Origin of the sequence: Accumulibacter sp. (genome assembly GCF_023806625.1) — a bacterium.
Classification (GTDB): Bacteria; Pseudomonadota; Gammaproteobacteria; order Burkholderiales; family Rhodocyclaceae; genus Accumulibacter.
On record NZ_JAMTDX010000027.1, the window covers coordinates 121,709 to 137,333 of the forward strand.

A 15,625-nucleotide genomic window follows, 5' to 3' on the forward strand; every position below is an offset into this window, starting at 1 on the left:
AAACGGGGCAGACCATGGGATGGGGCAAGTACCACGAAGATAACGTCAGCCGTTATTGGCGGGACGCCAATACAAAGGTGAGGATGGGACACGAACCTCAGGATTGTCCGCCAGGCAAGGCCGGCGGCGGCGATGAACTCGGAGAGCTCAGGCTGCTTCGGCGCCGACTGGCGGAGAACCCGGGCGACCGGCACGCGCAGCTGGCGTTTCACGCGGAGAAGGCGCGTCTCGAAAAGCTTGGTGTTGGCGCTCGCGAAATCTTGGACGTCATTCACGGTAGCGACGAGCGCAAACATGGACCACTGGACATCGCTGATCGTAGTGACGGAACGTCGGCCGTTTACAGGCGACTGCCGAACGAAGTCGAGAGTAGAGCTCGATCGAACGGCAGCAAGGCGCCAGCGGAGGTCCCGTCGAATATGAGAGGAGAAAAACGCATGTCCAAGCTCAAAGATTTCACCGTCTCTACGGCGCGCCCCCTGCCCGTCATCGTCCTCGCCGACGTCAGCGGCAGCATGAGCGCGAACGGCAAGATCGATGCGCTCAACGATGCGGTTCAGTCGATGATCGAGAGCTTCGCGGCCGAGGACCACAGCCGAGCCGAGATCCACGTCGCTGTCGTCGCCTTTGGCAAGGGCGGCGCCAGGCTCCACCAGCCTCTGTTGCCAGCGACGCAAATCAAGTGGGAGCGAGTCGGCGCAGCGGGGAATACGCCCATGGGCGCGGCGTTCGATCTGGTCGTGAAGATGGTCGAGGACCACGCACAGATCCCGAGCCGGGCATACAGACCGACCGTTGTGCTCGTCTCCGACGGCCAGCCCACCGACGAGTGGCGCGAACCCCTGCAGCGCATGCTCGCTTCGGACCGCGCGTCGAAGGCATCACGGTTCGTGCTCGGGATCGGTGATGACGCAGATCCCGCAATGCTGGCCGAGTTCCTGGCCGATCCGGCCGCACGAGTGTACTCGGCGCACGAAGCCCGACAGATCAAGAATTTCTTTCGGTGGGTGACGATGAGTGTGACGCAGCGCACACGCAGCCTGAACCCCAACAGCGTCGTCGTGGTCGACCCGATGGCTTTGGACGACTATGACTTCTAAGGGTTACATGGTACGCAGGAGCCGTGTGGATTGCTTCGGTGCGAGTGTTGCCGGCCCTGCTCACCGGGCGCTACGAAGGCCCAACGAGGACCAATGGCTCGGTGCCTCTGGCGCCTTCGGCAGCCTGGTCGTGGTGAGCGACGGTTTGGGTTCGAAGGACCGTGCCAGGCATGGCGCAACGAAGGCCTGCATCGCAACCTTGCGTGCGGCCAGGGGGTGGCACAAGGACGGGACGGGATCTCTCGACGATCTCGTCGGCCGAATCGAGCCGCTCTGGCTCGAGGAAATCGCCCCGTTCGACCGCTCGGATTGCGCCGCCACGTGCCTGCTGGCGCTCGCGTACCAAGATGGTCGAACCTACGTGGCTGCGCTGGGCGACGGGATGGCAGCCGTGCGCAGGCGCGGTGCCGTCGAGCGGGTCGAGCATCCGCGGGCATCGGACTTTTCTAACGAGACCCAGTCGCTCGGGAGCGGTGGTGTCTGGGCGAAGCGTTGCTTCGACTGCGCGGAGATCGACATCGCCGTGCTGGCATCGGATGGCGTTTCGGACGACCTTCGTCCCGATCGCCTCGCCGACTTCGTCACTTGGCTGAAGGACGAAATCGGGACGTTGCAGCCGGTGCCTCGGTGGCGTTCGCTGCGGCGTGAGCTGAACGAATGGCCCACTCCAAGGCATATCGACGACAAGACCATTGCAGTTCTGGCGTGGCCGAACAGGGGGACGGAATGACATCCGTTATCCGGCAAGTCACCGACCTCAACGGGGCTCGTCATGTGCTGACGCGTCAACTCGGCCGAGGGGGCCAGGGGGCCGTCTTCGAAGTCAAGGGTGGGCGACTGGCCGCGAAGATCATCTTCGACTCATCGCCGTCCCGACGTGAGCAACTCCGGAACCAGCTGACGGCGGTCAAGCGACTGCCGCTGGCGGACCTCGAGATCGCTCGCCCATTGGAAATGCTGCGCGAGCCCGTGCTGGGTTACCTGATGGAACTGCTGACCGGGATGCAGCCGCTGAGTGCGCTCTGCAAGCCGCCGAAGGCGACGACCTCGGTTGCGTCCTGGTACTTTCAGACGGGTGGTCTTCGGAGACGCCTGGCACTGCTGGCACGCACGGCCGATGTCCTGTCCGCTCTTCACGGCAAAGGGCTCGTGTACTCCGATCCATCTCCGCACAACATCTTTGTCTCCGAAGCCAGCGATGCCACAGAAGTCCGCTTCATCGACAGCGACAACATCCGCTACGTGTCCAGCGCGGGGCTGCCCACGGTGTTCACTCCTGGCTATGGTGCACCTGAACTCATCCGCGGCGCTTCCGGAGTGAACTCGCTCACCGATGCGCATGCATTTGCAGTCCTCTGCTTCCAGACCCTATCCCTTGTCCATCCGCTCATCGGAGATGCCGTCTCGAGCGGACCGCCGGAGCGCGAAGAAGAGGCCTTTGGGGGATCGATGCCCTGGGTCGATGATCCGGGCGACAGTTCGAACCGTTGCTCGATCGGGATACCACGGAGCGTCACGCTCTCCGCGAGATTGGCTGAGATCTCGCAACGAGCTTTCCGCGCAGGTCTCAAGCACCCACTTCAGCGGCCCGGCGTCTCGGAGTGGGCGGAGAGACTGCACGCCGCTGCCGACGCGACAGTCCTGTGCCAGGAGTGCCACGGAACGTACTACATGAACGCCGAGCAATGCCCTTGGTGTGACGCGCCGCGCTTGGGTTTCGTCGTCGCGGAATTCCAGCTCTGGGACCCCGCGCTGGGTGAGGGCTCGGAGCTCGTGTCGCGACCCTCCGGCGATCGTCGAAGGCCTGTCATCGTCGCCGCCTTGGCACTGACCGATGGAGAGTCGAGAGTCATCACGCGTCGTCTTGCCACCGGGCAGGCTGGTCGGGACGGGCAGCGTCCGGTGATCGACCTGAAGTTCGAGGGCACGCGCGTCACGCTCCAGTCACTCGACGGGGCAAGCTACCGGCTCACATCGCCCACCGGAGCCAGATCTGCCTCGGTCGGACCGAAACCCTCGTCGATCCTACTGAAGCACGACGAGGCCTCGTGGCGCTTACACCTCGGATCTCCCGACGCACTCCATAGGGTCGTGTCCTTCACCGCGCGTAAGGGGGGCACGAAATGAAGGCGCACGAAGCTGCATTCGGAACGTGCTCGCTGATTGAGCTCGTGCCTGCCGATGCCACGACGTTCGACATGACGGTGGTCGTGAGAAGCGAAGCCGCCCTGCTGTTCTCGGAAGCCACCGGCCAATCGCTGCTTCGTGTCGGCACCGTGGCGGTTAGCGTGCGCGGGCGCGACAAGCAGGGGGAAACCGTTCTCGCGCGATTGCGCGACCGCAATCTGCCTCGACTGGGATGGGTCGTTGCGGTGACGCCAAAGAGCGGCGCCACGGAATGGCTACAGGTCCAGATGCACGAGTTTCCAGTGCAGTACTCCTGGCCGGGCAACATCGACATCGGGGTCGACGAGAAGATCGTCGACGTCATCCGTCAGAAGCTCGGGAAGAGCATCTCTGCAACGGAAGTCATTCAGTGGCTCACGGAGCGCTTCGTCCTGGTCGACCAGGAGTCGGGTTCCAAGGTCTTCATCTCTGGCAGCCCCGCGCCGGAGAGCGATCACCGTCGTCCGTTTCGCATGCACGGCAAGGGGTATGCAATCGATGTCCAGAAGACGCCCGACGACCGGCTTCTCGTGACGCGCCTCGTCGAAGCGCGTCGTGGATCGTCTGCGGAAGAGAGGCGCCCGATCGTTCCTGTTCAAGGCACCGTGCGCTTCTGCGATTCGACCATTGCAGGCGCATTTCGAGGTACGGCCCGCTCCCAGTTGGATCAGCTGGTGGAACAGGCCGGGAGCTACCTGAACGTCTGGCGCGAGTACAACAAGCTGGAGCGGGACAGTGTCTTTCGCCGAGCGCGGACGCTGGGGTGGCTGAGCTACTCGGACGCGAAACGGCAGGCAGACGGACGATGGCGCTTTCGGATCCAGGATGCGAAGCAGATCGACACAGCCCTGAATCTGCTTCGAGGTGCGGAGGATGTCGAACTGGAGGCCGCGTCGCACCCTCCACGCGAATTGCAGGAGTCCTCGGATACTTCGGCAAACGGCTCGTCGACCGAAGGGGACCTCGCCAGGAGTCCGAAGGCATTCGTCGGGTCGTTCGTTGGCGGTACGGCTGCCGGGCGGTACCTGGATGTCCTGCCGACAGGCGATCTGGACGACCGCGAGCCTCCTGTTCCCGGCGTCCTCTTCATGAGCATGAGCGGCGACAGAAAGCGGCTCGAGCGCAGGGAGCGGGCGCAAGCCAGCATCGCTCTGGCCGAATGTCCCATGCCTCAACTGGGGCTGCTGCTCGAAGGAAGCGTGGTACCGGAGAGAAGGCGGAAGGCGGAGGCGCCGCTTTCGGCGGCCGTGAAGGAGATCTTCGGCGACGATCCCACGCCCAGACAGATCGAAGCCATTCGAGTCGCCTTGAACACGCCGGACATCGCCCTGATTCAAGGGCCGCCCGGCACCGGCAAGACAAAGACGATCGCGGCCCTTCAGGCGCGATTGGCCGAGCTGGGCGAAGACGGCGACCTCGCCGGTCAGACGCTGCTCACGAGCTACCAGCACGATGCCGTGGAGAACGCGGCGGCCAAGACGCTGGTCTTCGGTCTGCCGGCCATCAAGGTCGGCAGGAAACACGGACGAAGCGATGACGGGGACGGATTCGACCGATGGCGGCGCGAGCGTGTCGACGCCATCCGAGCCGACCTCGCGAGCTTGCCGGAGAGGGCGGTTAGCGAAGTCCTGAGGAAAGTGCGGGCCATGTCTGCGGCCTACCAAGCTTCGCGGCTCGGCCCCGCGGAGTCCGCGAAGATGGTCCGCGAGATCGAAGACATCGCGCGACCGTATCTGTCGCCGTCGGTACTGGACCGCCTCCTTGCGATTCGACAGGAGCTGTCGGCGCAACACGGATTCATGCCGGACTTCGAGTCAGACGATCGGGAGTTGTTGCTAAAGGCCGTCCGGGCGCTCCGCATCGATCCGGTCAGCTTTGGCGACGACGGTGCTCGAAATGCCGCGCGGGTCATGCAGCGGCTCGAACGTCTCGGGTCCCTGGACGACAACAGTCGGCGGCTGCTCTCCGCTGCGGCCGACTGGGATGCGGATGAGCCCCCCGGATTCCTGGGCGAACTCAAGGCGCTTCAGGAAGTCCTCATCGACCGCTTTGCGGAGCCCGCTGCGGTCGGCGGACCGCGCGGACATGCCGACCTGGAGGAACTGCTCCCTGAGATCGTCAACGAGCTTTTTTCGCGGGCGAGGGAGTCGTCCGGCGGCGAGGACGCGGTCCTGTACGAATACCTGTTCGACCTCGAGAACGACCTCGATGGCGTGAGGTCTGCCGTGCGCGACTACACCGTCGTGCTGGCAGCCACTTGTCAGCAGGCGGTCGGCTTTCAGATGAGCCTCCAGAAGGGGGAGCAGAGCGTCTTCGCGAACGTCATCGTCGACGAGGCGGCGCGGGCCAATCCCCTCGATCTGTTCATTCCGATGGCACTGGCGGAGCGCCGGATCATTCTCGTCGGGGATCACCGCCAGCTCCCACACATCCTGGAGCCGAACGTCGAGGGGCAACTGGAACTCTCGGTCTCCGACGAGACGCGAAAGGCGCTGCGGCGGAGTCTTTTTCAACGCCTCTTCGAATCGATGCGTGAGCGCGAGGCTGCCGACGGCATCAAGAGAACCGTCACGCTCGACGTGCAGTACCGAATGCATCCCGTTCTGGGTACCTTCGTCAGCGATACGTTCTATGCGCCCTACGGGGAAGCCTTTCGATCCGAGAAGCCTGCCGAACAGTTCGAGCATGGCCTGCCTGGCTACCAACCTCACGTCGCCGCTTGGGTCGACGTTCCGCTATCGGCCGGAAAGGAGCAGGGCGGACAGAGCAAGCGCAGACCCGCCGAGGCACGCTGGATCGCGAAGGAGCTCAAGAATCTGGCCACGGCCCGGCCGGATCTGAGCTTCGGGGTGATTTCGTTCTACGCGGGCCAGGTCGACGGAATCCTCGCCGAGTTGGAGGCGCTCGGCATTGCGGAACAACTCCAGGACGGGTCGTTCCGCGTCGCCGACGCATGGCGAGAGACGCGGGGGCTGGACGGACACCTCAAGGAGCGGATCCGGGTCGGCACGGTCGACGCCTTCCAGGGCAAGGAGTTCGATGTCGTCTTCCTGTCGATGACTCGATCGAACGATCTTCCGATTTCCGACGAGCGCTCCCTGAGACGGAAGTTCGGGCACCTGATGCTCGAGAACCGGTTGTGCGTCGCGATGAGCCGCCAGCAGAGGCTACTGATCGTCGTTGGCGATTCGGGAATGCTTCGCGGCGAAGTCGCCGAACGAAGCCTTGCCGGCCTGGTGGCATTCCGAAAACTGTGCGAGGGGCGGCATGGCTGTGTTATTTCAGCTTGATTCGCCTGTTCTGCACTTCGGTCCCCGCCTTCCTGCGGGAGTCCGGTACAGCCAGCGCAAGTTCCTGTTGTGGCCGGCGCTGATGTATCGGGTCGTCGCACCGGAAGTGCGGCCTCGACAGGTCAACATACTGCAGAAGGCAGTGCTCGGAATGTGTCGCGCGGGCATCACGTTCCCCCCGCGAATCGGCGAGAAGCTGAGAATCCATGCGGACCTGGCCACGCTCATCCTGTCCGAGCTTCTGCAGAGGGGGCTCATCAAGCAGGACGGACTGCCAACGCCTGCAGGCAACGAGGTGTTCGAGGCCGAAGCGCTCGACATGAGACCTGCGGTAACCGGGCACGTGTTCCAGGACCCGTGGTCCGGCGATCTCTGGCCACGCTTCGTCCAGCGCCTCGACTACGCGGAACTGGACCGTCGCGAGAACGGCTTTCCGGATCTGATTCTGGGCACCAAAGGTAAGCCGCGACGAGAGCGGGCCTTCATGTGCCGACCGCTCGACCCCTCGGTTCCGCCGGCGCCAGATGTGCGGCAAATACTGCGGGCGACCCGGCGGCACAAGTCGGCCCTGCGCAATTCCGAGTCCTTCGAGTCGGCCGATGAGGACGAGCATCTCGACCTGGACGCAGGTCCGGTGCTCGAGCGAATCTCGCTGGTAGACGACTCACCGACTCCGGTCTTCCTGTCCACCTTCATCTATCTGGTCGAGAACGATCACACCGGAGACTGGCACGCGTGCGATCCCTTCGGGCTGGGCGAGAGCCCGGCCCTCAGACGCGCCGTCGAGCGCGAACTCGCTCACTTTCCAAGGCTTCGCGAAACGGTCGAGGCCCTCTTTGGTTCGTCGTTGAACGAGCAGGCGGAAAAGCAGCGAGGCTGGATTGCCGAAGTGAGGGCGCTGGCCACTTCGAACCTTGAGGGAACGCTCACGGTCGACGTGCGCGACCTGCCAGAGTTCGAACAGCTCGTTGAACTCGAAATGGCGCACGTCGAGGCGGGGCTGCTCGGCGATGCTTGTCCTGAGCAACGTCTGAGGGATCTCCTGGGTGCAGCGAGACGAGTACTCGAATCGTCATTCCGTTCGATAGGCGCGCGCTTTCCGCCGGGCGACGTGTGGCGCAAGGTCTACTTCAAGGACAAGAACGGCATGGATCGCCCGGTCCAGGACCAGGTCTACGTCTCGGCCGTCTATCGGGCACACGCCGCCGAGCTTGGCTTCAAGACTCCGTTGCCTGACGCTATGGCCGGAACTAGGCCAAACCACTTGAAAGCAGCATGCTTTGAATCCGGTTGGCGGCTTCGCGGTGCAATCGTCGCCGCGATGATGACGGCAACCAATCAGCCCCGTCACCCGCTTGTGCGCGCAGCGGAGCGTCGGCCAGAACTCATCGAGGATCTGGACCGGGTCGCAACGATGGCGGGTGATGCCATACACGCTGGTGACAGCATTCTGGAGCTTGCAGCGATGTCTCCAATCATTGAATCGGTGTACAGATCCGTGGCGATCCTCGGCGGAATCGACGTTGGCGCGACACAACTGGTAGGGGGCTAAACGATGTCGAGGAACAGGAACAAGCCTAGGTCATTTCCACAGCAGAACCCGAAGCTGGTGCCGTCAACCGAAGGCGCCGCCGGTAAGTCACCCACCAGCAGGCCGGTGAGCGCTGCGGATATCACGACCCCGGGAACGGCGATCGAGGCGATCAGCAAGGTTCATTCGCAAGCGCTGGAGACGGCCACAGAAGGAGACATCGAGGCCGCGACGAAGACTGCTCCGCCTGGCACCGACGACCTGGATATCGTGAAGGCCGCGCGCGAGCTCTGGGAAGCAAATGAACTCTGCGGGGCGCGATCGGCGCGGATGTTGCGTCTCGAAGAAGGCGAACGGGCTCTCGAGGAAACGCAAGACCTGTTGGCCCAGGAGCAGGCGCAGCTTGCCGCTGACCGGAAAGCGCTCGAAGAGAGGGAATCGTCGCTCAAGATCAACGAGGAGGAGGTTCGGGATAGGGAGGACAAGCTTCGGGTCCGCGAGCTGAACGCTGAGGCCGGGTTTGCAGCGGAGCGCCGCGTCTCCCTTCAACTCCTCGATCAGGAAGCGGCCGTCGTCCGGGAAGAACTGTCTCGGGCGCGCGGTTTGATCTCGGCGGAGCGTGCTGATTGGGACTCGCGCTGGCGGCAGGACGACCAGAGGGTCCGGACGGAACTTGAGCAACTGAGGCGCGAGCAGGCTGAGCAACATGCGGCGTCGGTACGTGGATTGGATGAGCAGAGGCGGCAGTTCGAAACTGAAGCCTCGCAGGCGCGTGCAACCCTGAAGAAGCAACAGGCTCAGCTCGATGTTCGCGAAGACGTGCTGCGGGAGGATCGTGAGGCATTCGATCTTCGAGTAAAGCAGCGTGCAGGTGCCGCGCTCGAAGAGGCCGAGGCGAAGTACCGGGACTTGGAAGCTCGTCTCGCGGCAGCGCGAAAGGAGCGCGACGGTTTGTACGAGAGGTTGCGAGAGCGCGAAGAGGCGGAACGCGCCCTTGGCAACCGACCGCTCGACCAGGTCAAACGGGAGCTCGACGCCCTGATCAAGGAGAACAAGTCCCTGTCCGATCGTCTCGCCAAGCGCCCAAGCGAGGACATGGTGGCAAACCACGAAAAGCTGGAGCGCGAGAAGGAAGAGTGGGAAGCGGACCGTGCGCGACTCTCCCAGGAACTGATGGCCAGCCGCGCCTCGGTCGCCCGATCGGCGATTGCCGTCACCGAGATCGAGTCGCTCAGGGATCAAAAGGCTGCACTGGAGACCGGGAGGGACTTGCTGCAGGCCGCCCTGGAGGAACTCCGGAAGGACGTCGACGAACGCATTCGGCGGTCTGACGGGGTCAGCCCGTTCCCGTCTTGCAGTCAGATGGATGGCGACGACGTCCTTCAGGGCCGCGTGCCGATGTTCGACGAGATTCCGGATCTGGCTGCGTTCTGCAGCGACCTGCAGAACCGAGTCGCCTTCGATCCGACGTCGGGTAAGGAGCTGTACTACTCCCTGTCCGACATTCGCTGCTTTCTCGCCGGCATGGCGATGAGCAGGCTCCATCTGCTTCAGGGCATCAGCGGGACCGGGAAGACGAGCCTGCCTCTGGCCTTTGCTCGCGCACTGGGTGCCGGAGCCGCCCTCATCGAGGTGCAGGCCGGGTGGAGGGATCGCCAGGATCTCATTGGTCACTTCAACGCGTTCGAGCGGCGTTTCTACGAGTCCGAGTTTCTGCAGGCGCTCTACAAAGCGCAGTGCCCGCGCTACGCGGATGGAGTGTTCATCGTCGTTCTGGACGAGATGAATCTCTCGCACCCGGAGCAGTACTTCGCCGACTTGCTGTCCGCGCTGGAGCAAGACCCGCAGTATCAGAAGCTGGATCTCATGACTGCCGCTGTGGAGCCGGCACCAGCCCTGCTTCAGAACGGTCGGACCCTTCCGCTGCCGCAAAACGTCTGGTTCGTTGGCACGGCGAACCACGACGAGACGACCAAAGACTTCGCGGACAAGACCTACGATCGCGCTCACGTGATGGAGCTGCCGCGCCATCGGGAATCCTTCAAGCCCAAGCGAACGAGGGCGCGTGCTCCGGTATCGCTCACGACTTTGCAGGGTGCGTTCGCAGCAGTGCAGGCCACACACCAGAAGCAAGCGGCGGATGCGTATCGATTCGTGGACGCCCAGTTCGCCGAGATCTTGGGGCGCCGATTCCGGGTTGGCTGGGGCAATCGCCTGGAACGACAGATGCTCAACTTCGTTCCCGTCGTGTTGGCCGCTGGCGGCACCATGACCGAGGCCGTTGACCACATCCTGGCCACGAAACTCCTACGCAAGATTCGCGATCGGCACGATACGCGACCGGACGACCTCGAGGCTCTGCGCCTGGCGGTCGAAGAGGCATGGCCCCGTCTCGGCTCGCAGGGCGAGCCGGTGAAGTCGACCAGCATCGTTCGGGCGGAGCTGCGGCGTTTGGGCGCCGATGAAGCTGAATGACGTATAGGTTCATCGACAGGTTGCTCGGACATGCCAGTGATGTCCATGCGGGGGATCTCGTCCTCGGCAGATTTATGGTCGAGCCGCTGGGCGATGACTCCACCTTCTTGAACTCCGTTGCCATAGCCGAGCCCAGCTTCTGCGTCCCCGATCTCCGAGGGCACTGGCAGTTGATGGAACCGGGTCGCGAGCGAGTCGAAGGAGCGATGTCGCGAGCGCAGGTTCTGGACCGGCTGGATGTAACGAGCATTCTGGATGTCGGAAGCAGCGTCAGAGAGGTTCTCTCGTCGGGCGGAACTTGGCTGGATGCGCTCGACGTGTCTCCCCTGGTTCCGGGAATGTCTGAGCGAGCGGAGCTGCAGGAGTTCGAGAAGTTGCTCGCGGACCGTCTCGGCCATCTCGTCGAAGTCTGTCAGCGACCCCGGACCCACCTCAGGGTGGAGGTCGAGAGAACAGCGGTGGCTTGGGCCCGGCGGCTTGCAACGCAGGCCCCCAGCTATCTCGCAGCGCATACCGAGGATTGGGACCGCCCGACTTTGCGTGCCGTCATACCCAAGCGCATCCTCTCGTTGGTCCGCGAGGACCAGTTCGATATCTATGAGAACAGGGTCGCTGTTCGTCTCGTCGATCATCTGGACGCGTACCTGTCGCGCCGCGTGACCGAGGTCTCCAGGCTGCTGCGCCTGTTCAACGAGGTCGGGGACCACAGCTCTACGGCAGGACAGGGGTCCCACTGGCGGCAGAAGCGGGTCTACCAACTCTGGGGCGACTCGCTCGATGCCGGAGAGGCGCGCCGCAAGGCCGAGCGCACTCTCGAGCAACTGAAGTTTCTGAAGTACTCGGTTTCCGGCCTGATGGACTCAGTGCTGTATCGCGAGGTGCCGCGGCGGGCATTAGTGAGCACGACGCTCACGATGACGAACATTCTCGCGAACGACGTCCATTACCGCAGGGTGGCGGAAGTCTGGTTGGCTTGGGCACGCCTTGGGCTCGAGCAATCGCCTAGACCGGATAAGCACTTCGAAGAGATGCAGGAGCTGTGCCGCTGCTTCGGGTCGTTTGCGCTCCTGCTCGTCATCAGAGGGCTGGACCAGCTTGGCATCGAACCCGTGGACCTGTCGCGGGCTCTCGATGGTGACGCGATCGACCTTGAAGGGCGGGGCACACGAGGTCGACTCTCCTGGTCATTGATCGACGGCACATTGCGCCTATCGATCGATGGCGCGAGGCCCTTGCGAATCGTTCCGATCCCCGGGTCGCTCGCGATGTTCGGAGACGAAGACCTGGCCAGATTGATTCGCGATGCCGATGATGCCGCGACCCAAGAGGAGATCACGCTGGTGCTCTATCCGAGCCCTCCGTCTGAAGCGGCTCTTCGACGCTTAGCCCCGGTCTACGCACATCGGTTGAATGCTCTTTCGCACGAGGTCGCTGAGCGGGGGCGAGGACGTGCGGGATTCCTGCCCGTCTCTCCATGGGACTTGTCCAGCGTCGAGCGCGTCGCCCGCGAGCTTCGATGGGTCATCACAGCGCCGCGGTTCCTTGCTTATCCGCCGTTTATAGCCAATCGCCCGATACCCAACATCGCGGACAGCGCAGCATGGCTCGAGGCTACTGGCACCGGCGTGTTCGTCACCCGAGCGCCTGAAGTGCATGAGGATCTCCGGCTTGCAGAGCGGCTTGCCACTCAGCGGAAGAGACTCGAGGCTCTGGAGGACGAGCACGAGGGCGTATCCCAGCAGCTACGACTGGCGGTGCGAGATGGCGGTGCGAGCGGGCCGCTGAACGCTCGCAAGAAGGCGTTGAACGCCTCGATCACCGACCTTCGATCGCAGATCGATTCCCTGGCCGACTTCTCGAAAGCGCTGGAAGCCGCCATCGGGCTCGTGAAATCGCTGCTATCCTGCCCAACGTGCCCGACCATCGCTGACCCGAGGCAGCACTTCACCGGCGGCCGTGGGCACCGGTTTTCCTGCGTGTGCCCCAGTTGCTTCACCAAGTGGGGGACGGAGGCGTGCCCAACCTGCAAGGCATGGATTCCGACCTTGATGCCTAAAGTGGATTCTTGGGCGGCGAACGACTCGGAAGTGGGGTGGCTGGATCGTTTCCTTGGAGCCGATGTCCTCGCAGTGCCTTACCAGATGGAAGACGGCTCGGTTGGCTTCGTGTGCCCATCATGCGGGCGTCGACGCGAGACAGCCATCGTCTTCCCGGAGACTGAGTACCCAGGATGGAATCGCAAGCGATAGAAATTTACAGAAAGCGGACCGCAGAAATCGCGATCAAGTTCGCAAACTGCTCTAAGTCGCGTGGCTGGGCAGTTACCGGTTCGCTTCGGCAAAGCGTTGATCGGCCAAAGGAGGGAGACGCAGGCTTGGTATGAGCTTGGCGTAAGCAAGAATCTGTGGCTTGGGCTGTTGGGTGCCCAGCGCGGACGCCTCGGGGGGAGTCTGGAGGAGATCAAGGCCGGCGTGCGCTCTGCCACGCTCACAACCCAGCTCTTATAGCCGTGGCGTGCAACATCTTGCCGTCGGCTACCGGGGGTTGAAAAGGGAGCAGCTATGCCCTTGGTCATCTGGCAAGCGCCGCAGCGGATGCCCTTCCGTGTACGCCGGCAGTAGATCGCTTCGCCTGCTGGCGCAGTAGCGGACCACATTGCCAGGTCGGCGCATGTACTGGCAGTCGGCGCAGGTCGTCGTTCCGCCCCCCGGACTGTACCCTGAGCGCTGTAAAAAGTAGTCCCGCGCCTTCTCGGCTCGCCGGCAAGCGGTCAGCACTTCGGCAATCGTCGCCGGGTCCGTCTCGCCGATCTGCGCCAGCCAGGCCGAGACAGCCGCTTCCTGATTCCCGGCCAACAGTGTGTCGGGTTGCCGCCGGCCCGCCTCGATCGGTTCCGCCGCTGCCGCGTCCGGGTACGCGTCGAGCACCTCGGCATGGGTCGCCGCTGGCGAGAAGGCCACTTCCAGCGGATCGCGGTCGGAGAAGTGCAGCAGCCACCATCCCGCGTAGAACGGTTGGCCATCCTTATCTTCCGGGGGTACAGGGGATACAGGGGGCACACCCAGCAATGGCAAGGCTTCCGCTGTAACCCCTAGCGCAATCGAAGGGGTTACAGGGGTTACAGCTTCTCGTTGCAGCTTGGCCAGCAGAGCATCAAGCCCCATTCTCGCCCCCCGTCAGCTTGTGGGGGTTGATCGGGTACAGCTTCATGGGCGCGCGCCCTCCAATGCGCATTGACTTCGCGTGCTTACCGCCCGCGCCCGGTTTGGGAAGCGCCCCGCAACTTTCCAATTCGGCAAGCGCCCGGTTGAAGTCGAAGCCCTTCAGGGCGTCGCGCATGCCTTCCGACGTGAAGAGATACAGCCGCCCGTCTTGGCCATCGCGCCACCAGCCCGCCCGGTCGCGCACTTGGCTTTCCCCGGCAGCGTCCGCGCCGGAGAACCGTCCGTCACCGTGCCGTTCAATGAAGCCGGAAACCCGCTCCAGGATTTGCCGCCGCTCGTCGTTGCCGCGCCCGCGCAGGGATCGCCAGGCGTTGAACCCGATCACCGCCGCCTTGACCGCTTCGCCTTCCGGCCAGCCTGTCAGCCCGTACTCGGTCGCCAGCTCGCCGGCCAGCGCGAGCAGCGCAAATCGCCCCGCCGCACGCTTGTCCTGCCCTTCAAAGTCTTGGCGGTTGAAGTCTGGCAGGCCCTTCAGACGTTCGAGCCGTTCCGCGAAATCTCGGTGATCGTGCGTCAGCCGTTCCAGGAATGCCCGGCCTGGTCGCCCGTAGTGTGTAACCGCCGCGCGCTTGATGGCATCCGACAGCGCCGCCCCGCTCGCATGATCGTGCAGCACATCGAAACAACCGTGCAGGCGATCCGTCGGAATGTCGAGTAGGCGAACCGATTGCCCGGCCTTCGATCGGTGCCCGCCTTCGGCCATCGTCGTGGCAATGGTGCGCTCGCCGGTCGAAATGATGAAAGCCTGCCAGCGTGTGACCACCCGCGCCGCGCCGGTTCGCCCCGCCCGTTGCTTGCCGCGCCCGTTGCCCAGCGAATAGACGATGTTGCCGACTTCGTGCGGATCGCACTCGCTAATTTCATCCAGCGCCAGCAGACAATCGTTGAACATGACCGCCGCGCCCTCCATCCCGTTGGCGGTCGCTCGCCAGCTTCGCCGATAGTTCGCTCCACCCCAAACGGATGCAGCCGCTTCAAGAATGGTCGTCTTGCCGGTGCTGGAATCGCCCACGAAGTGCAGCCCGCCGCCCTCGGCGTTGCAGCGCGCGAGCATCGGCCCAGCGAATGCTGCCGACAAGCCCAGGACGAACAGCGGATTGCCGACCGCACGCGCCGCGATTTCGCTACGCCAGCCGTCGAGTGTTCCGCCTTGCCCGTGTTCCTCGTGCCCGCGCTCGCCACTCTGGAATATCACGCCCGCCGCATCTGGCCCGATCACAGCATCCGGCAGGACGAACACCCGGCCGCACCAGCCAACTTGCAGCGCACAACGAACCTTCTTCTTTGGCGGTCGCTCCTGAAGGTAAAGCCCCAGGGTCGCGCGCTCCCTGACGCTGATCTCCAGCCCCATGGCGAGCAGCTCGCCACGCAGTTCCTCGCCCGATCCGCGCAGCAACTCCATGGGCATCGCCCAGGTTCGCCAGCGTCCGGCCGTGTTCTTGAAGCGCAGCAGCCGCCCAAAGTTGTTTGCTGCATCGTCGATAGTCTGCGCCTCGATGTGCAGCGGCCCGCAGATCCAGGTATCCACCGGCACCGGGTCGCGGTCGCCTTTCGGTGCGCTCATGGTGTGATACCACACGCCAGGCCGCAAGCTGCGCCCGGTATCGGTTCCGGTCCAGCCGTCATAGACGCGAAAGCAGGGGCGTTCCTCGACTTCTGGAAGGGAGACAACCTGGCCTTGCTGCGCCTCAACTTCCTCCGGTTCCATCGCTCTCGCGAGCAGATCGGCCACCGTTGTAACCCCTGTATCCCCAGGTTCTACGGTCGGGGTTACGCCAGAACCCCCGCCATTGCTGGGTGTGCCCCCTGTATCCCCTGTATCCTCGGAAATTGGCAAAA

The 15,625-nt window shown here is 63.7% G+C and carries 9 protein-coding genes; 7 read left to right on the forward strand and 2 right to left on the reverse strand.

Annotated elements, in window-relative coordinates; translation table 11 throughout:
• Nucleotides 1–14: 14 nt before the first annotated feature.
• The 7 genes from NFW05_RS18540 (at nucleotide 15) to NFW05_RS05945 (ending at nucleotide 12,811) form a co-directional block, all read left to right on the forward strand.
• Nucleotides 15–1,100: a VWA domain-containing protein gene (locus NFW05_RS18540; RefSeq protein ID WP_366918263.1), complete on the forward strand. Its 1,086-nt coding sequence runs from the start codon at nucleotides 15–17 to the stop codon at nucleotides 1,098–1,100.
• A 7-nt stretch (nucleotides 1,101–1,107) separates the two neighbouring features.
• Nucleotides 1,108–1,830 carry a protein phosphatase 2C domain-containing protein gene (locus NFW05_RS05920; protein ID WP_295303556.1) on the forward strand — a complete coding sequence of 241 codons (723 nt, stop codon included), beginning with the start codon at nucleotides 1,108–1,110 and terminating at the stop codon, nucleotides 1,828–1,830.
• A complete protein-coding gene (locus NFW05_RS05925) occupies nucleotides 1,806–3,227 on the forward strand; it encodes a serine/threonine protein kinase (RefSeq protein WP_295303559.1) in 1,422 nt (473 codons plus the stop codon). Before NFW05_RS05920 ends, NFW05_RS05925 begins: the two co-directional genes overlap by 25 nt.
• Before the next feature lie 71 nt (nucleotides 3,228–3,298).
• Entirely contained in the window at nucleotides 3,299–6,556 is a 3,258-nt protein-coding gene (locus NFW05_RS05930; protein ID WP_295303563.1) for an AAA domain-containing protein, read from the forward strand.
• Nucleotides 6,534–8,108, forward strand: a complete 1,575-nt coding sequence (locus NFW05_RS05935; RefSeq protein ID WP_295303565.1) for a hypothetical protein — start codon at nucleotides 6,534–6,536, stop codon at nucleotides 8,106–8,108. The genes NFW05_RS05930 and NFW05_RS05935 overlap by 23 nt, the downstream gene beginning before the upstream one ends.
• A gap of 105 nt (nucleotides 8,109–8,213) precedes the next feature.
• Nucleotides 8,214–10,562, forward strand: coding sequence for an AAA family ATPase (locus NFW05_RS05940; RefSeq protein WP_295303568.1), 2,349 nt, complete (start codon nucleotides 8,214–8,216; stop codon nucleotides 10,560–10,562).
• Nucleotides 10,559–12,811 carry a hypothetical protein gene (locus NFW05_RS05945; RefSeq protein ID WP_295303571.1) on the forward strand — a complete coding sequence of 751 codons (2,253 nt, stop codon included), beginning with the start codon at nucleotides 10,559–10,561 and terminating at the stop codon, nucleotides 12,809–12,811. Before NFW05_RS05940 ends, NFW05_RS05945 begins: the two co-directional genes overlap by 4 nt.
• 285 nt (nucleotides 12,812–13,096) lie before the next feature.
• Here NFW05_RS05945 and NFW05_RS05950 read toward each other — a convergent pair whose 3' ends face one another.
• A complete protein-coding gene (locus tag NFW05_RS05950) occupies nucleotides 13,097–13,726 on the reverse strand; it encodes a hypothetical protein (protein ID WP_295303574.1) in 630 nt (209 codons plus the stop codon).
• Nucleotides 13,716–15,518 carry a DUF927 domain-containing protein gene (locus tag NFW05_RS05955; RefSeq protein ID WP_295303577.1) on the reverse strand — a complete coding sequence of 601 codons (1,803 nt, stop codon included), beginning with the start codon at nucleotides 15,516–15,518 and terminating at the stop codon, nucleotides 13,716–13,718. Before NFW05_RS05955 ends, NFW05_RS05950 begins: the two co-directional genes overlap by 11 nt.
• Between the last annotated feature and the right edge of the window lie 107 nt (nucleotides 15,519–15,625).

Bases quoted from the DNA above. Each gene is read 5' to 3' on its own strand.
- NFW05_RS18540 (WP_366918263.1), top strand. From the start codon at position 15: ATGGGATGGGGCAAGTACCACGAAGATAACGTCAGCCGTTATTGGCGG.
- NFW05_RS05920 (WP_295303556.1), top strand. From the start codon at position 1,108: ATGGTACGCAGGAGCCGTGTGGATTGCTTCGGTGCGAGTGTTGCCGGC.
- NFW05_RS05930 (WP_295303563.1), top strand. From the start codon at position 3,299: ATGACGGTGGTCGTGAGAAGCGAAGCCGCCCTGCTGTTCTCGGAAGCC.
- NFW05_RS05935 (WP_295303565.1), top strand. From the start codon at position 6,534: ATGGCTGTGTTATTTCAGCTTGATTCGCCTGTTCTGCACTTCGGTCCC.
- NFW05_RS05945 (WP_295303571.1), top strand. From the start codon at position 10,559: ATGACGTATAGGTTCATCGACAGGTTGCTCGGACATGCCAGTGATGTC.
- NFW05_RS05950 (WP_295303574.1), bottom strand. From the start codon at position 13,726: ATGGGGCTTGATGCTCTGCTGGCCAAGCTGCAACGAGAAGCTGTAACC.